Source organism: Kitasatospora sp. NPDC087315 (genome assembly GCF_044744345.1).
Classification (GTDB): domain Bacteria; phylum Actinomycetota; class Actinomycetes; order Streptomycetales; family Streptomycetaceae; genus Kitasatospora.
Map to the genome: position 1 here is coordinate 84609 of NZ_JBIUYD010000011.1, position 16082 is coordinate 100690.

A 16082-nucleotide genomic window follows, 5' to 3' on the forward strand; every position below is an offset into this window, starting at 1 on the left:
CCCGTCACGGCCCGGCGCCACGGCACCCGGGGCCCGGCGCCCCACCGTCCCGACCAGAGCCGTCCCGACCAGAGCCGTCCCGACCAGGGCCGCCGCGGCGCCGGGCCGCCCGGTCACCGCCCGCGGTGCCGCTCCCTGGCCCGGTGCCGGGCCGCCGCCCGCCGCTCCGCGGCCTCCTGGGCGGCGCGGCGCTTGGCCGCCGCCCGGTTGAGGTGCCCGGCATCCTGGTGGGCCCGCGCCAGCGCCTCCTCGGCGGCGGTGCTCAGCGGGCGGGCCGTCTGCTCCTTCGCGGCCTGCCGGGCGAGGCGTTTGGGGCTCACCCGGGGCTGCCGCGCCCGCCGTTCGGCGGCCACCTCGGGCGCCGCCAGCGCGGCGTCCAGCAGCCGGCCGAAGTCCTGGCGGACGAACGCCAGCAGCTCCGCGTTGCCGGGCTCGCCCCCGAAGACATGCCGGGCCGCGCGGACTCCGCCGGAGCCCGCGATCTCCAACACCCCGACCCAGAACGGGTCGTCGAAGAACACGCTGAACGTGCTCGGCATGGTGCGTCCTCCCATGGTCGTGCCGTGTCCCGCGCGCGACCGCGCGACGGGAGGAACACGCCGGACACCCTGGGAGGGGAGGTTACTGACCGCCGGCCGGTCCGACGGCGCCCGGACTACCGACCGGGGCTGTGTTTTCGCGCGTTCCCGCCGCCGATCGTACGAGCGGCCGTGGTACTCGCTCCAGCCGTTTTCCCGCGCGCCCCGGGCCCGTTCGGCCGGGGGTGCCCGGCACGTTCGCGTCCGCGAGCGTTCACCCCCCGGCCCGCGCCCCTTCACGCGCGGCACACTTCCGGTGTCGGGGCCGCGGCGTACCGTGTGGGGCATATGGACGACACCGCGTACCGCCTCACCGCCGCCCCGATCCCGTACGACCACGCCGCCGAGGCCCGTTGGGTGCCCGAACCGGACAAGCGCCCCGGCCGGACGGCGTTCCAGCGCGACCGCGCCCGGGTGCTCCACTCCGCGGCCCTGCGCCGGCTGGCCGGTACCACCCAGGTCGTCGCCCCGATGCGCAGTGACTTCCCCCGCACCCGGCTGACCCACTCGCTCGAATGCGCCCAGGTCGGGCGGGAGTTGGGCGCGGCCCTCGGCTGCGACCCGGACCTCGTGGAGACGGCCTGCCTGGCCCACGACATCGGCCACCCGCCGTTCGGCCACACCGGCGAGGAGGCGCTCGACCAGGCCGCCGAGGCCTGCGGCGGCTTCGAGGGCAACGCGCAGTCGCTGCGCATCCTCACCCGCCTCGAACCCAAGCGCTTCGCCCCGCAGGACGAACAGCCCGCCCGGCTCGCGCCCTGGCCCGGCCGCAGCGTCGGCCTCAACCTCACCCGCGCCGCGCTGGACGCCGCCACCAAGTACCCGTGGACCCGTGGCGCCCACCCCACCGACCCGGCCTCGCCGAAGTACGGGGTCTACGCCGACGACCTGCCGGTCTTCCGCTGGATGCGGGCCGGCTCCCCGGCCGGTCGCAAGTGCTTCGAGGCCACCGTCATGGACTGGGCCGACGACGTCGCCTACTCCACCCACGACGTCGAGGACGGCCTCCAGGCCGGCCACATCGACCCGGCCGTGCTGCGCGCCCCGGGCGAGCGGGCCGAGCTGTTCAAGGTGGCCGAGCGCTACGCCCGGGACGCCGGGCCCGAGGAGCTGTCCGCCGCCCTCGACCGGCTGCTCGCCCAGGAGTGGTGGCCGAACGCGTACGACGGCTCGGCCCGCGCCCGCGCCGGCCTGAAGGACCTCACCAGCCAGCTGATCGGCCGCTTCTGCCTCGCCGCCGAGCAGGCCACCCGCGCCCGCTACGGCCCCGGCCGGCTCAGCCGGTACGCGGCCGAGCTGGTGGTGCCGCGCGAGGTCCGGCTGGAGTGCGCGGTGCTCAAGGCGGTCGCCGTCCGGTTCGTGATGCAGCGCGACGAGCAGGCCCAGCTCCGGGCCCGCCAGCGGATCGTGATCGCCGAGCTGGCCGAGGTGCTGATCCGGCGCGCCCCCGAGGGACTGGATCCGGTGTTCGGCGCCCTCTACCGCGAGGCCGAGGACGACCGCGCCGCCCTCCGCGCCGTGATCGACCAGATCGCCACCCTCACCGACGCCTCCGCGCTGGCCCTGCACTCCCGCCTGGTCGACGGCGTCCGGGCGTGAGAGCCGTCGGGAACCGGCCGGGGTGGACGTAGACTTCCGGAGTGGCCGGGCGGATCAGGGACGAAGACGTACAGGCGGTGCGCAGCGCACTGCCGATCGACGTGGTGGTCGGCGACTACGTACAGCTGACCAACGGTGGCGGCGGCGAGTACAAGGGCGTCTGCCCCTTCCACGACGAGAAGTCCGCCTCCTTCTACGTCAACCCCGCCAAGGGCGTCTTCCACTGCTTCGGCTGCCAGGAGAACGGCGACACGATCGCCTTCCTGATGAAGATCGAGCACTTCACCTTCGCCGAGGCCGTCGAGCGGATGGCCGCCCAGGCGAACATCACGCTCCGCTACGAGGAGGGCGGCTACAGCCCCCGCCACCAGCAGGGCGAGCGCACCCGGCTGGTCGAGGCGCACAAGGTGGCCTCCGCCTTCTACCAGGAGCAGCTGGCCTCGCCGGAGGCGGAGATCGGCCGCCGCTTCCTCGCCGAACGCGGCTTCGACGAACAGGCCGCGCAGACCTTCGGCGTCGGCTACGCCCCGGCCGGCTGGGAGAACCTGGTGCGCTACCTGCGCGGCAAGGGCTTCAGCGACAAGGAGATCCTGCTCGGCGGCCTGGCCTCGCAGGGCCAGCGCGGCGGCCTGATCGACCGCTTCCGGGGCCGGCTGGTCTGGCCGATCCGCGACATCGCGGGTGAGACGGTCGGCTTCGGCGCCCGCCGTCTGCGCGAGGACGACAACGGGCCGAAGTACCTCAACACCCCCGAGACGCCGATCTACAAGAAGTCCCACGTGCTGTACGGGATCGACCTGGCGAAGAAGGAGATCGCCAAGTCGGGCCGGGCGGTGGTGGTCGAGGGCTACACCGATGTGATGGCCTGTCATCTCGCGGGCGTCACCACGGCGGTGGCCACCTGCGGCACCGCCTTCGCCGAGGACCACATCAAGATCATCCGCCGGCTGCTGATGGACACCTCGCAGTACCGCGGCGAGACGGTGTTCACCTTCGACGGCGACGCGGCCGGCCAGAAGGCGGCCCTGCGGGCCTTCGAGGACGACCAGAAGTTCGCCGCCAAGACCTCCATCGCGGTCAGCCCCGGTGGCATGGACCCGTGCGACCTGCGCCTGGCCAAGGGCGACGACGCGGTCCGCGAACTCATCGACAACCCGGTCCCGCTGTTCGAGTTCGCGCTGCGCTCGGCCGTCGCCCGGCACCGGGTGGAGACCCCCGAGGGCCGTTCGGCGGCGCTGGAGGAGGCCGCGCCGATCGTGGCCAAGATCAAGGACCGTTCGATCCAGCACGAGTACGCCGTCCGGCTGGCCGGCATGCTCGGCATCCTGGACGAGCCGTTCGTGATCCGCCGCGTCTCCCAGCTGGCCCGCTGGGACCGCGAGCGCCAGCAGAACCCGCGCGGCAACGGCCGGCCCCGCCGCCCCGAACCCGCGCAGCCCGTCCGCCCCGCCCGTCCGGTGTTCCGGCTCAACCCGCGCGACCCGGCCCAGTTCGTCGAGCGCGAGCTGCTCAAGCTGGCCCTCCAGCACCCGGACCTGGTCAGCCCGGCCTTCGACCACTACGCCGAGGACGAGTTCCCCACCCCGCCGTACACCGCCGTGCGCCGCGCCGTCGCCCAGGCCGGCGGCGCCGCGTACGGGGCCACCCTGGCCGACTTCACCAGTGTGGTGCGCGAGGCGGCCCCGGACGACCAGGTGCGCTCGCTGGTCACCGAGCTGACCGTGGAACCGGTGCGGTCGCGCCGCAAGGTGGACGCGGTCTACGCGGGGGAGTTCCTGGTCAAGCTGCGGATGCTGGCCGTGGACCGGCGGGTGGACGAGGTTCGCGCCCACCTCCAGCGGCTCGGTACCCGGGCCGCCGCCGAGGAGCTGCACGCGGTGCAGAGCGAGCTGTGGCAGCTCCAGCAGTACGGGCAGCAGCTCCGGAGCCGGGGCGCCGCGGCGCTGTAGGGCCGGGCGCCGCGGGCCGGGCCCGCCGCAGAAAGTCCGCGCACGAGTCTCGGCCACGGAGCGTGGCGTACCGCACACTGGAGGGCGTCCCACCTTCGTACAGCGCGGGTCCGCCAGAGTCGCGCCCGCCCCGGGGGGTGCCCGTGGAGCAAGGCCTTGCCGCCGCCGGACCGACCACCGCCGGACCGGCCACCGACCCGATCGCCCCCCACGACGACCACGGCCGGGCCGGGGCACCGCCTCCGGCCGGAGCCCGGGTGCCCGCGCAGGGCCACCCCGAGGCCCCGGACCCGCCGGTGGACGCGGACCCCGGGCCCGTCCGCGGTCGTGACCTCGGCCCCGATCCCGACCGCGAGCCCGGCCGCACGCCCGCCGAGGCGACCGGCCCCGCGGCGGACCTGCTCCGCCAGTACCTGCGCGAGATCGGCCGGATCCGCCTGCTCAACGCCGAGGAGGAGGTGGAACTGGCCCGCCGGATCGAGGCCGGCCTGTTCGCCGAGGAGCGGCTGAACCGCGAGCCGCCGCCCCCCGAGCCGCTGGCCGCCGAGCTGGACACCCTGGTGCTGGCCGGACGGATCGCCAAACGCCGGCTGATCGAGGCCAATCTGCGGCTGGTGGTCTCGGTCGCCAAACGCTACGTCGGCCGCGGGCTGACCCTGCTGGACCTGGTCCAGGAGGGCAATCTGGGGCTGATCCGGGCGGTGGAGAAGTTCGACTACGCCCGGGGCTACAAGTTCTCCACCTATGCCACCTGGTGGATCCGCCAGGCGATGAGCCGGGCGCTGGCCGACCAGGCCCGGACGATCCGGGTCCCGGTGCACGTGGTCGAGCTGATCAACCGGGTGGTCCGGGTACAGCGCTCCCTGCTCCAGGAACGCGGGGCCGAGCCCGGCCCGGCCGACATCGCGGCCGTCCTGGAGCTCACCGGGGAGCGGGTGCGCGAGCTGCTCCGGCTGGCCCAGGAACCGATCTCGCTGCACACCCCGGTCGGCGAGGAGGACGATGTCGCGCTCGGCGACCTGATCGAGGACGCCGACGCCGCCTCTCCCGCCGAGTCCGCCACCTTCCTGCTGCTGCGCCAGCACCTGGACGCGGTGCTGGCCACCCTCGGCGAACGGGAGCGCCAGGTCGTCCAGCTCCGCTACGGCCTGGACGACGGCCGCCCCCGCACCCTGGAGGAGATCGGCGCGCTGTTCGGCGTGACGAGGGAACGGATCCGGCAGATCGAGTCCAAGACCCTGGTCAAGCTCCGCGACCACGCCTTCGCCGAACAGCTACGGGGCTACCTCGATTAGGACTGCCCGGCGGCGGTCACGGCGGCGCTCGGCTGCTCAGTGGCTACGGCGGCCGGCGGCGAGGCCGGGCCGATCGGGATCGGGGCGGAGGCGACCATGTGCGCCAGGTCGGAGACGGCCATCGTGCAGCCGTTGCCGGCCGGCTGGTGGCCGCAGACCTGGAAGGTGGCGACCACGTCCGCCCCGGAATCCCCCGGAGCCGTGAGGCGCCGTCAGAAGCCCCGCCGGGCACCGTCACCGGCTCAGTGGTGGAAGCCCGTCCTCGGTGGCACACCGAGCTCCCGGAGCGGGCCGGGCTGGCGCCGCAGCTCCGGCAGCAGCCGGCCGAGGTCGGCGAGCAGCAGGTCGGCCAGGTCCCTGGAGAAGCCGTTGCGGCAGACCACCCGCAGCACCGAGAGGTCCTGCAGGTTCTCCGGGAAGGTGTACGCGGGCACCTGCCAGCCGCGTTCACGCAGCCGCCGGGAGACGTCGAAGACGTCGAAGGGCACGTCCTCGGTGGTGGTGAAGGCGAAGACCGGCAGCTGGTCGCCGCGGGTCAGCAGCCGGAAGCCGCCGAGCGCCTCGATCCGCCCGGCCAGGTAGACCGCGACCTCGCGGCAGGCGCCCTGGACGGCCCGGAAGCCGTCCCGGCCGAGCCGCAGGAAGACGTAGTACTGCGCGACCACCTCGGCGCCGGGGCGGGAGAAGTTCAGGGCGAAGGTCGGCATCTCGCCGCCCAGGTAGTTGACCCGGAAGACCAGTTCCTCGGGCAGCGCCTCCTTGTCGCGCCACAGGGCCCAGCCGACGCCCGGGTAGACCAGGCCGTACTTGTGGCCGGAGGTGTTGATCGAGGCGACCCGGGGCAGCCGGAAGTCCCAGACCAGCTCGGGGTCGAGGAAGGGCGCGACCATGCCGCCGGAGGCGCCGTCCACGTGCACCGGGACGTCCAGACCGGTGCGCTGCTGGAGCTCGTCCAGGGCCGCGCAGATCTCCGCCACCGGCTCGTAGGAGCCGTCGAAGGTGGAGCCGAGCACGCCCACCACGCCGATGGTGTTCTCGTCGCAGAGCGCCACCGCCTGCTCGGGGCCGAGGTGGTAGCGCTCGCCCTCCATCGGCGCGAGGCGCGGCTCCACCTCCCAGAAGTTGCAGAACTTCTCCCAGCAGACCTGCACATTGACGCCCATGACCAGGTTGGGCCGGGCGCCGGCCGCGTAGCGCTCGGGGTTGCGGCGCATCCAGCGGCGCTTGAGGGCGAGGCCGGCCAGCATGCAGGCCTCGCTGGAGCCGGTGGTGGAGCAGCCGACCGTGCCGTCCGGGTCGGGGGCGTGCCAGAGGTCGGCGAGGATCGCCACGCAGCGCCGCTCCAGTTCGGCGGTCTGCGGGTACTCGTCCTTGTCGATCATGTTCTTGTCCAGGCACTCGGTCATCAGCCGGATGGCCTGGACCTCCATCGACGTGGTGACGAAGGTCGCCAGGTTGAGCCTGGCGTTGCCGTCGAGCAGCAGCTCGTCGTGGATCAGCTGGTAGGCCGTGTCGGCCGGCACCGGCCCGTCGCCCAGCCGGTGCAGCGGCGGTGCCAGCTCCATCGGGCCCAGCGGGTCGGCCGTGCCGACGAACGGACTGACGGTCAGCCGGCGGTCGTCGCCGGCTCCCTTGTGCAGCGCCATGAGGTCGTGCCGCCCTTCACTGCGATGGCCGCGTGGCCTCCCACGCTGCCATCGGCCGGCGGGTGACGCATCTTCACCGGCCCGGCTACGCGGTCTCCGGGTGGATCTGCTCGCGGGCGGCCCGGTACTGCTGGCGCACCGCCGAGCCGACCGGGAGGTCCTGCTCGGGGTCGGGCGTGACGGTGACGGCCTCCGGCAGCTCCCAGCGCGGCGGCTGGGAGGTGCCCGCGAGCGCCCAGGCGGCCTGCCGGGCCGCGCCGCGGGCCGCGTGGGCCCCCGGCGGCGGGACCACGACGGGGATGCCGAACAGCATCGGAGCGATCCGGCGGACGGCCGGCAGCCGCCCGGCCGCGCCGAGCAGGAAGACCCGCTTCACCGCCACGCCCTGGGCGCGCAGCACGTCCAGCGCGTCCGCGATGTTGCAGAGCATGCCCTCGACGGCGGCCCGGGCCAGGTGCTGCGGGGTCATCGACTCGGTCCGCAGCCCGGTGAGCGTGCCGGCCGCGTGCGGCAGGGCGGGCGTCCGCTCGCCGTCCAGGTAGGGCAGCAGCACCACCCCGTACGCGCCGGGGGAGGACTGCAGGGCCAGCTCGCTCAGGCCCGCCAGGTCCTGGCCGAGCAGGGCGGCGGTGGAGCGGAGCACCTGGGCGGCGTTCAGGGTGGCGACCATCGGCAGGTGGCGGCCGGTGGCGTCGGCGAAGGACGAGACCAGCCCGGTGGCGTCCACCACGGCCTGCTCGTGCACCGCGAAGATCGTCCCGGAGCTGCCGAGCGAGACCACGGCGTCGCCCGGCCCGAGGCCGAGGCCGAGCGCGGCGGCCATGTTGTCCCCGGTGCCGGCCGAGATCAGCAGGCCCTCGGGGGTGTGCCCGGCGGGCTCGGCGGGGCCGAGCACGTCGGGCAGCCGCAGCTCGTGACCGAGTGCCAGCTCCACCAGGTCCTGCCGGTACTCGCCGGTGATCGGAGACCAGTAGCCGGTGCCGGAGGCGTCTCCCCGGTCGGTGGTGCGCCGCTTGGGGTGGCCGAGCAGCTGCCAGACCAGCCAGTCGTGCGGCAGCAGCACCTCGGCCACCCGGCGGGCCGCGGCGGGCTCGAACTCCGCCAGCCAGCGCAGCTTGGCGATGGTGTACATGGGGCCGGGGACGGCGCCGATGGCGGCGGTCCACGCGGCCGGGCCGCCGAGCGCGTCCAGCAGGGCGGCCGCGGCGCCGCTGGAGCGCGGGTCGTTCCAGAGGATCGCGGGCCGCACCAGCACGCCGCCGGCGTCCAGGCCGATCATGGCGTGCTGCTGCGCGCTGACGCCGATCGCCCGGACGCCCTCCAGCAGGCCGCCGGCGGCCGCGTCGCCCAGCGAGTGCAGCCAGATCTGCGGGTCGGCCTCGCCGGGCCGGACGTCGGGGCCCTCCGGCACGGGGTGCGGCGCCTTGCCGGACCGCAGCACCGCGCCGGTCTCGGTGTCGCACGCGACGATCCGGGTGCGACTGGTCGAGCTGTCTATCCCCGCGACGATGGCCATGTCGAGATCATGCCTCAGCCCGGGCCCGGACGCGGTCGGCGCGGGCAAGTTTTGTCCGTCCGGTACCTCCGGCGTGGGGCCCGGGAGGGCCGGCCGTCACCAGGCCGTCACCGTCCCGTCACGGACGGAAGGTACCCCAGCTGTCGTCCTCGACCCGGGGGCGGTTGAAGTACGGCACCCGGTCGGCGACGGACTGCGGCAGCCGGTCGCCCACCTTGCCCGCGACGGCACCGGCCGCCTTCCCGGCCACCGCGCCGGCCTGGTGCTTCGCCTTGTCGGCCGCGCTCTGCACCTTGGGGTTCTGGGCGACCTGCCGGGTCACCTTGGCGATCTGCTCGTAGCGCTGGCGCCCGGCCCGCGAGCCCAGGACGTAGCCCGCTGCGAGCCCGACGATCAACGACAGCTTCCACATGATCGGATTCCACCCTCTCCTGGCGGCCTCTGCCGCATTGCCCTACCCGTCCGCCGGGGCGGCGAACCGTCCGCGCCCCCAGCATCCCCCGGGGTCCTTGTGGGGCGCGCGCGGGGCGCGCCGGGCAGGGGCCCGCCGGGGAGGCCGGGGAAAGCGATTGGCGGACCACCCCCCCGAGTGCGCTAATGTATGTCCCGCAGCGAGCGCCGAGGAACCCGGGAAGCCGGGCCCGAAGCGGAAGCTCGATCCCCCATAGCTCAATTGGCAGAGCAGCCGACTGTTAATCGGCAGGTTATTGGTTCGAGTCCAATTGGGGGAGCTCAGGTGGCAGGCCTCTGGGTCGGCCGTCCTGGCCGTGGTACGGCAGTGGTGTACCGCGATCCCGCATAGCTCAATTGGCAGAGCAGCCGGCTGTTAACCGGCAGGTTTTTGGTTCGAGTCCAAATGCGGGAGCTGCATCGGGTCCGCCCGGTGACTGCTCAGAGCGAAGGCCCCTCGGACGACCGGGGGGCCTTCGTGTTGCCCCGCCCCCCTGCCTCCTGTGTTTCACCTGCGGCCCCCGGCGGCCCGGCCGGTTCAGGCGGTGGCCTGCCGGTACAGCTCGGCGACCCGGTTGTCGAAGGCGATGCTGTACGAGGTGCCGGGGCTGTCGCCGCCCTCCTGGTAGCCGCCGATCACCCCGATCACCGCGCCCGCCGTGGTGACCCACGGGCTGCCGCTGGTGCCGTCCGTGTAGCCGCGGCAGTCGAACCGCTCCTGGGTCGGGCTCTGTGAACTGGTCAGGGCCGAGCAGGTGATCGGCTCGTCGCCGGTGTTGGGGTAGCCCGTCACCGAGACCGTGAGCCCGAAGCCCTGTCCGGTGCCCAGCGGATTGCCGCCGACCGTGTCCTCGATCTCCCGGCCGTCCACCGGCCGCACGGTGACGAACGCCACGTCGTACTCCGGGTCGTCGCCCTCGGCCCAGCGCGGATCGACGGTGACCGAGGCGACCGGCCAACTCCCGTGGGGCGAGTACCCGTTGCGGTAGCCGGGAGTGAACACCAGGCCGTCCAGCAGGCCGATCCGGCGGCTCTGCACGCAGTGCGCGGCGGTCACCAGCAGATTGCGCCTCGGGCTGGTCACCACACTCGCGGTGCAGGCCCGGGGCCCCTGCGCGGTGCGGACCGAGAGGGTGCCGATCCGGTCGCCCGCCGGGGTCTGCGGCGCCACCTCGGCGGTTCGCGACTCCTCGCTCCCGCCGCAGGCGGTACCGGTGGCAAGCAGCAGGGCCGCCAGCGCGACCGTCCGTGCCGCGAGCACGGGCCGTACCGGGCGGGAGGCCATCGGGGTTCCGTCCTGTCCTCGGGGCGGGCACTGCGGGTCGTGCGTACCGCCGTTCGTGAGGAAGATCTACCAGTCCGCGCCCGGCGGCGCCACTGCCGACCCGTCCGGCCCCGGCGGTTATCCCGTGGCGCGGTCGTACAGGGCCTGGACGCGGTCCCCGAAGTAGCTGCTGTACGAGGTGTCCGGGCTGTCGCCGCCCTCCTGGTAGCCACCGATCACCCCGACCACGGTGCCGGTTCTGGTGGCCGGGTCGAAGTCGGTCACCCAGGGGCTGCCGCTGGTGCCGCCGGTGTAGTCGGGGCAGTCGATCCGCAGTTGGGTGGGGCTCTGCTCGACGGTGGTGTTGGCACAGGTGATCGGCACATCGCTGGTGCCGGGGTAGCCGGTGACCCGCACCGGCAGCCGGTGGCCGCGGTTGACGCCCAGCTTGTTCGCGCCGAGCACCTGCTGCACCTGCTGCCCGTTCTGTGACTGGACGACGGCGAAGGCGACGTCCACGTCCGGGTCGGCACCGTTCTTCCAGGCCTGGTCGACGGTGACGGCGAGCAGCGGCCAGACGCCGCTCGGGGTCCCGCCGTCCCGGTAGCCGGGCACGAACACCAGGTCGCCGCGCTGGCCGAGCCGGGGGTCCCAGACGCAGTGCGCGGCGGTGACGATCAGGTTGAGTCCGGCGCTGTCGACCACGCTGGCGGTGCAGAAGTGGTCGCCTTCGGCGTTGCGGGTGAAGACGGCGCCGACCAGCCCGTTGAGCACGGTGGGCTTGGCGGTGCGGGTGACACCGGTCTGCCGGCCGAGCGCGGCCCGCAGCCGCTGCCTGCTCCATCCGTGGGTGTCGGCGGACGCCGAGGGCGGGTGCGAACTCACCGTCGGTGTGCCGCCGCCGGGCCCCGCCGGGGTGGTGCAGCCCGCCGCGGCCAGCACCGTCACCACGACGCCCGCCGCCACCGCCTCACGTACCGTCATCCGCCCAGGCTCCCCGCCTCGTGGTGCCCTCATCAACCGGTTGCTCCGCCCGGGGAGGCGCGAATCCGTGCGTGCCGATGTGCGCCCCCGGCGCGCACCAGGGGTGACCGACCGGCTATGCTGCCCGGGACGGCCATTCGGGGCTGTCTGCTGCTGCCGCGACCGGACCACCGGCGTGCACGGCGAACCGGGGCGGTAGCTCAGCCGGTTAGAGCAGGGGACTCATAATCCCTTGGTCGTGGGTTCGAGTCCCACCCGCCCCACTATCAGATGTAACAGATCATCTGACAAATGGTGTGGCTGACCTGCAGAAACATGCCACTCTCTGGATCTGACTGTAGAGCAGGACGGCTCGTTCCGGGGCCCGCCACGCCGAGATTCACCCGGATGGGAACGCCATGGGAACGGGCGGGGGCAGGAACGCCGACGCCCCCCCCGGCGGGGAACTCCTTTCGCAGCGCCGCCCGCCGTTCGCGCGCCCTTCCGTATCCTGGCCCGATGCTCGAACCCGCGCTGCTGCCGACCCCGCTGGTGGACTGTACCGACGGGGCGCTGGCGCGGGCCGGGGTGGAGCTGCGGCTCAAGCGGGACGACCTGCTGCACCCCACGGTGCCGGGCAACAAGTGGCGCAAGCTCGGGCCGAACCTGGCGGCGGCGGTCGAGCAGGGGCATACCCGGCTGCTGACCTTCGGCGGGGCCTACTCCACCCATCTGCGCGCGGTCGCGGTGGCCGCGGCGGCGCTGGGCCTGGAGAGCGTCGGACTGGTCCGGGGCGAGGAACTGGCCGGGGCGCCGCGCAACTGGTCGCTGCGGGCGGCCGAGGCGGCCGGCATGGAGCTGTCCTTCCTCTCCCGGGCCGTGTACCGGGAGACGGCGGGCCGCTGCGGGACGGACCCGGCGGTCGAGGCGGAGCTGCGGCGGCGGTGGGGCCCCTGCCTGGTGCTGCCGGAGGGCGGCTCGAACCCGCTGGCCGTGATCGGTGCGGCGGCCGTCCCCGCCGAGCTGCCCGGTCTCGGTGCGCGGGACGTGGTCTGCTGCCCGGTGGGGACCGGTGGCACCCTCGCCGGGATCGCGGCCGGCCTGCCGGCGGGCGCCCGGGCGCTGGGCGTGGCGGTGCTGCGCGGTGGCGCCGGCTATCTGGAGGGCGAGGTCGCCCGGCTGCACCGGGCCGCGTACGGACGCGAGTTCGGCAACTGGTGGATCGACCACGGCCACCACGGCGGCGGCTACGGCCGGGTGCCGGCCGCGCTGGAGGCCTTCGCCGACGGCTTCGAGCGGCGCCACGGCATCGCCCTGGAACGCCGCTACGTCGCCAAGCTCCTGGCCGCCCTGTACGACCTCGCCGCCGCCGGCGCCTTCCCGGCGGGTACCCGGCTGACCGCCGTGATCACCGGCCTGCCGGACCCGCGGTAGCCGCGCCCGGTCCCGCCCGGGCTCCCGCGCCGGTCCCGCGGCCTCAGCCGAAGGTCAGGTCGGCGCAGGGGTCGGTGTCGGCGCTGCGCGAGTTCTCGGCGATGCCGCTGGGGACACCGCCCGGCGTACCGCCCGGTGCGGAGGCGGCGGGAGTCGCGCCACCCGGGGCACCGTCGGGGGCACCGGCGGCGGCCGTCGGGTGGTAGTCGCGGCCCAGGGTCACGGTGATCCCCCCGGAGCCCGGCTCCTCGACCAGCCGCGCCTGCGGGAAGAGCGGCGTCAGCTGCTCGGCGGCGGCCTTCAGCGCGGGGTCGTACGCGATCTCGGTGTTCAGCCGGCCGCCCTTGGGGGCGTCCAGGGTGACGTTCTGGAAGCCCTTGGCGCGGATCGCCTCGGCGCCCTTCCCGGCCAGCCCGGGAGTGCCGACACCGTTGACCACCAGGACCGGTACGGCCGCCTGCTCGGGCGCCAGCGGGGTGGGCGTGGCGGTGGCCGCGGCGGAGGCGGACGGGGACTCGGTCGGGGAGCCGTTCACCTGGCCGGTGCTCTGCCCGTCCAGCGTGCGGTCCTCGCGCAGCAGCCGCCAGAGCGTGTCCACATCGGGGTGGACCAGGGCGACCCGGTTGCCGGCGAAGCGCCAGGGGGTGGTGACGAAGGTGATGTCGGCGAGCTTGATGTTCTGCAGCGACTGGGCGAAGTCCACCAGCTTCATCGCGGTGCCCAGGCTCTCGTCCACGGTGAGCGAGCGGGTGGCCGCGTCGGCCAGCGGGAGCAGGGTCGGCAGGGAGAAGCCGAGGCCCTGGATCTTCTTGATCATCGAGGAGAGGAAGGCCTGCTGGCGCTTCATCCGCCCGATGTCGGAGTTGTCGCCGAAGCCGTACCGGGCCCGCAGGTAGTCCACCGCGGGCTGCCCGGAGATCTTCTGCATGCCCTTCTTGAGCTTGATGTTGTGCGAGTTCACGTCGTTGGGGACGCAGACGTCCACGCCGTTGATCGCGTCGGTCATCGCGGCGACGCCCTTGAAGTCGACCACGATGGTGTGGTCGATCCGCAGGCCGGTCAGCGCCTCGACGGTGTTCTGCGTACAGGCCGGGTTCCCCTGGGGGAACTCGCCTATGGTGAACGCCGAGTTGAACATCTGGTTCGTCTTCGGCTCCGTCCACCTGCCGCTCTGCAGCTTGCAGGACGGGATGGTCACCAGGGTGTCCCGGGGTATGGAGACGCCGACGGCGTGCTTGTGGTCGGCGTATATGTGCAGCAGGATCGCGGTGTCGGAGTGGCCGACGCCCTCCTCGCCGCCGCCGAGGTCGGCGTTGCCGTCGTCCCGGGTGTCCGAGCCGAGCAGCAGGATGTTGACCGGCACCGAGGCGCCCGGTGTGACCGGGACGGGGGCCGGCGGCCGCTCGGTGGCGACGCCGCCCGCGTCGAAGGTGGTGATGTTGGTGTCCAGCCGGTGGTAGAACCAGGCACCGGCGCCCGCCACGGACAGCACCAGTACGGCCGCGAGGCCCACGGCGGTCCGTACGATGCGCCGCCTTCGCGGGCTGCTGCTCATCGTTTCCGGCCCCCGTCTTCCGTCTTCTCGTCTCGGCTTCCCGCGCCGCCTGCCGCCCTCCGGGCAGACCGGTGCCAAAGTCTCGAACATTAGACGTTTCGGCGAAGTGTTCGGTTACATCCGACAGGCGGCCAATTCGGCCGGATCCGCCGTAGGGGCTGTGATGCTTCTCACGCCCCCGGGCCGGAGGCCCCCGCGAGCATCCGGCGGAGCAGGTCGCGCAGGACGGTCCGCTCGTCCGCACCGAGGGCGGCGAGCGGTTCGCGGGCGAAGTTCAGCGACTCGCGCAGTTCCTCGGAGGCGGCCGCGCCGGTGTCGGTGGCGGCGACCAGCTTGACCCGGCGGTCCTGCCGGTCGGCCTCCCGGGTCACGAAGCCGCGCGACTCCAGGCGGTCGACGATGCCGGTGATGTTGGACGGCTCGCAGCTGAGCGTCTGCGCGATGTGGCGCATCGGCATCGGACCGCGCCGCAGCAGGGCGAGGACCTTGGCCTGCGCGCCGGTGAGCGAGCGGGCGGCGGCGGCCTCCTCGTACTCGCGGTGGAAGAGCGCGACCAGATTGGCCATCAGGTCGACGACCTCACGGGTGATCTCGTCGGGCTGCGGCATGGCGGTCCCGGCCTGCTGGGTGTCCATGGGGGACAGTCTACCGGAACAGTTGACAACATGAACCTTTCATGTCCATCGTTACTTCAGTCGCTCAACCTTTCAGGTCGAGCGGTAATCGCCCGGGGATCACCCGGAACCTCAAGGAGCACACCTGATGGCAGAGCAGGCAGCGCCCGCCACCGCCCGTGAATGGCACCTCACCGCCCGCCCGGAGGGCTGGCCGGTCCCGACGGACTTCGCGCTGGTCGAGGTGCCGGTCCGGGCCCCCGGCCCGGGCGAGATCCTGGTCCGTAACGCCTATCTCTCGGTCGACCCCTACATGCGCGGCCGGATGTCGTCGCGCAAGTCGTACGCGGAACCGTACGAACTGGACAGGCCGATGCTGGGTGGCGCGGTCGGCCGGGTCGTCGCCTCGCGGGCGGAGGGTTTCGCCGAGGGTGACCATGTCCTGCACTCTTTCGGCTGGCGCGAGTACGCGACGTTCGAGGCCAGGGCGTCGGTCAAGGTGGACCCGAACGCCGCGCCGCTCTCCACCTACCTGGGTGTGCTGGGCATGCCGGGTCTGACCGCCTACGCGGGTCTGACGCGGATTGCGGAGATCAAGGCCGGCGACGCGGTGTTCGTGTCCGGCGCCGCCGGCGCCGTGGGTGGCATCGTCGGCCAGATCGCCAGGCTGAAGGGTGCGGCGCGGGTGATCGGCTCCGCCGGCTCGGACGAGAAGGTCAAGCTCCTCGTGGAGGAGTACGGATTCGACGCCGCGTTCAACTACAAGAACGGTCCGGTCGCCGAGCAGCTTCAGGCGGCGGCTCCCGGCGGCATCGACGTGTACTTCGACAATGTGGGCGGCGAGCACCTCGAAGCGGCGATCGACTCGATCAACCTGCACGGGCGCATCGCGGTGTGCGGCATGATCTCGCAGTACAACGCCACTGAGCCGACCCCGGCCCCCCGCAACCTCGCGCAGATCATCGCCAAGCGCTTCCGCATGGAGGGGCTGCTCGTGGGTGACCACTACGACCTTCAGCCGAAGTTCGTCGAGGAGGTCTCCGCGTGGGTGCGCTCGGGTGAGCTGAAGTACCGCGAGACGGTGACCCAGGGCATCGACAGTGCGGTCGACGCCTTCCTCGACCTGCTGCGCGGCGCCAACACCGGCAAGATGCTGGTCCGCCTGGACGGCTGACGCCGGATCACGACCGCGACCGCCCCGCCGCCCACCCGGGCGCGG

Annotated in this window: 14 protein-coding genes and 3 tRNA genes; 8 read left to right on the plus strand and 9 right to left on the minus strand. The window is 73.4% G+C overall.

Features of this window, described 5'->3' with window-relative positions; genetic code table 11:
* Nucleotides 1-113: 113 nt before the first annotated feature.
* Nucleotides 114-539, minus strand: coding sequence for a YjdF family protein (locus tag ACIO5D_RS17620; protein WP_400796159.1), 426 nt, complete (start codon nt 537-539; stop codon nt 114-116).
* A 327-nt stretch (nt 540-866) separates the two neighbouring features.
* On the opposite strand from ACIO5D_RS17620, the gene ACIO5D_RS17625 reads away from it, so the two are divergent.
* The 3 genes from ACIO5D_RS17625 to ACIO5D_RS17635 all read left to right on the plus strand — a co-directional run bounded on the left by ACIO5D_RS17625 (nt 867) and on the right by ACIO5D_RS17635 (nt 5421).
* Nucleotides 867-2177 (plus strand): deoxyguanosinetriphosphate triphosphohydrolase, encoded by a 1311-nt coding sequence (locus tag ACIO5D_RS17625; RefSeq protein ID WP_400652078.1) that lies wholly within the window; start codon nt 867-869, stop codon nt 2175-2177.
* A gap of 41 nt (nt 2178-2218) precedes the next feature.
* Complete coding sequence (gene dnaG / locus ACIO5D_RS17630; RefSeq protein ID WP_363607171.1) at nt 2219-4126, plus strand: DNA primase; 1908 nt, start codon at nt 2219-2221, stop codon at nt 4124-4126.
* Between the two features lie 200 nt (nt 4127-4326).
* A complete protein-coding gene (locus ACIO5D_RS17635; protein WP_400652336.1) occupies nt 4327-5421 on the plus strand; it encodes an RNA polymerase sigma factor in 1095 nt (364 codons plus the stop codon).
* Here the strand turns inward: ACIO5D_RS17635 and ACIO5D_RS17640 are convergent.
* The 4 genes from ACIO5D_RS17640 to ACIO5D_RS17655 form a co-directional block, all read right to left on the minus strand.
* The gene (locus ACIO5D_RS17640) at nt 5418-5597 is read right to left on the minus strand and encodes a hypothetical protein (RefSeq protein WP_363607169.1); all 180 of its coding nucleotides are present in this window, start codon (nt 5595-5597) and stop codon (nt 5418-5420) included. The genes ACIO5D_RS17635 and ACIO5D_RS17640 overlap by 4 nt on opposite strands.
* A 66-nt stretch (nt 5598-5663) precedes the next feature.
* Entirely contained in the window at nt 5664-7067 is a 1404-nt protein-coding gene (locus tag ACIO5D_RS17645; protein ID WP_363607168.1) for a glutamate decarboxylase, read from the minus strand.
* Nucleotides 7068-7152: 85 nt separating this feature from the next.
* Nucleotides 7153-8583, minus strand: coding sequence for an FGGY family carbohydrate kinase (locus tag ACIO5D_RS17650; protein ID WP_400796162.1), 1431 nt, complete (start codon nt 8581-8583; stop codon nt 7153-7155).
* A 118-nt stretch (nt 8584-8701) separates the two neighbouring features.
* Nucleotides 8702-8998 carry a hypothetical protein gene (locus ACIO5D_RS17655; RefSeq protein ID WP_400652338.1) on the minus strand — a complete coding sequence of 99 codons (297 nt, stop codon included), beginning with the start codon at nt 8996-8998 and terminating at the stop codon, nt 8702-8704.
* A 243-nt stretch (nt 8999-9241) separates the two neighbouring features.
* Here ACIO5D_RS17655 and ACIO5D_RS17660 point away from each other — a divergent pair.
* Nucleotides 9242-9314, plus strand: a tRNA-Asn gene (locus ACIO5D_RS17660).
* A gap of 61 nt (nt 9315-9375) precedes the next feature.
* Nucleotides 9376-9448 (plus strand) — tRNA-Asn (locus ACIO5D_RS17665).
* A 123-nt stretch (nt 9449-9571) separates the two neighbouring features.
* Here the strand turns inward: ACIO5D_RS17665 and ACIO5D_RS17670 are convergent.
* A complete protein-coding gene (locus tag ACIO5D_RS17670) occupies nt 9572-10318 on the minus strand; it encodes a trypsin-like peptidase domain-containing protein (protein WP_363607163.1) in 747 nt (248 codons plus the stop codon).
* A 117-nt stretch (nt 10319-10435) separates the two neighbouring features.
* Entirely contained in the window at nt 10436-11281 is an 846-nt protein-coding gene (locus ACIO5D_RS17675; RefSeq protein ID WP_400652086.1) for a trypsin-like serine peptidase, read from the minus strand.
* Between the two features lie 189 nt (nt 11282-11470).
* Between ACIO5D_RS17675 and ACIO5D_RS17680 the strand changes: the two genes are divergently transcribed.
* A tRNA-Ile gene (locus ACIO5D_RS17680) sits at nt 11471-11544 on the plus strand.
* Nucleotides 11545-11779: 235 nt separating this feature from the next.
* Nucleotides 11780-12694, plus strand: a complete 915-nt coding sequence (locus tag ACIO5D_RS17685; protein WP_400652092.1) for a 1-aminocyclopropane-1-carboxylate deaminase/D-cysteine desulfhydrase — start codon at nt 11780-11782, stop codon at nt 12692-12694.
* A gap of 43 nt (nt 12695-12737) precedes the next feature.
* Here the strand turns inward: ACIO5D_RS17685 and ACIO5D_RS17690 are convergent, their stop codons facing one another.
* Both ACIO5D_RS17690 and ACIO5D_RS17695 read right to left on the minus strand, forming a co-directional pair.
* Nucleotides 12738-14249, minus strand: a complete 1512-nt coding sequence (locus tag ACIO5D_RS17690) for an LCP family protein (protein ID WP_400652094.1) — start codon at nt 14247-14249, stop codon at nt 12738-12740.
* A gap of 170 nt (nt 14250-14419) precedes the next feature.
* On the minus strand, nt 14420-14884 hold the full coding sequence (locus tag ACIO5D_RS17695) for a MarR family transcriptional regulator (protein ID WP_363607159.1): 465 nt from the start codon (nt 14882-14884) through the stop codon (nt 14420-14422).
* 127 nt (nt 14885-15011) lie between these two features.
* Here ACIO5D_RS17695 and ACIO5D_RS17700 point away from each other — a divergent pair, with 127 nt between their 5' ends.
* Complete coding sequence (locus ACIO5D_RS17700; protein ID WP_400796164.1) at nt 15012-16037, plus strand: NADP-dependent oxidoreductase; 1026 nt, start codon at nt 15012-15014, stop codon at nt 16035-16037.
* Nucleotides 16038-16082: the final 45 nt, after the last annotated feature.

Excerpts from the sequence above, each read along its gene's own strand:
- ACIO5D_RS17620 (WP_400796159.1), bottom strand. The coding sequence starts at position 539 with ATGCCGAGCACGTTCAGCGTGTTCTTCGACGACCCGTTCTGGGTCGGG.
- ACIO5D_RS17625 (WP_400652078.1), top strand. The coding sequence starts at position 867 with ATGGACGACACCGCGTACCGCCTCACCGCCGCCCCGATCCCGTACGAC.
- ACIO5D_RS17645 (WP_363607168.1), bottom strand. The coding sequence starts at position 7,067 with ATGGCGCTGCACAAGGGAGCCGGCGACGACCGCCGGCTGACCGTCAGT.
- ACIO5D_RS17650 (WP_400796162.1), bottom strand. The coding sequence starts at position 8,583 with ATGGCCATCGTCGCGGGGATAGACAGCTCGACCAGTCGCACCCGGATC.
- ACIO5D_RS17670 (WP_363607163.1), bottom strand. The coding sequence starts at position 10,318 with ATGGCCTCCCGCCCGGTACGGCCCGTGCTCGCGGCACGGACGGTCGCG.
- ACIO5D_RS17675 (WP_400652086.1), bottom strand. The coding sequence starts at position 11,281 with ATGACGGTACGTGAGGCGGTGGCGGCGGGCGTCGTGGTGACGGTGCTG.
- ACIO5D_RS17685 (WP_400652092.1), top strand. The coding sequence starts at position 11,780 with ATGCTCGAACCCGCGCTGCTGCCGACCCCGCTGGTGGACTGTACCGAC.
- ACIO5D_RS17690 (WP_400652094.1), bottom strand. The coding sequence starts at position 14,249 with ATGAGCAGCAGCCCGCGAAGGCGGCGCATCGTACGGACCGCCGTGGGC.
- ACIO5D_RS17695 (WP_363607159.1), bottom strand. The coding sequence starts at position 14,884 with ATGGACACCCAGCAGGCCGGGACCGCCATGCCGCAGCCCGACGAGATC.
- ACIO5D_RS17700 (WP_400796164.1), top strand. The coding sequence starts at position 15,012 with ATGGCAGAGCAGGCAGCGCCCGCCACCGCCCGTGAATGGCACCTCACC.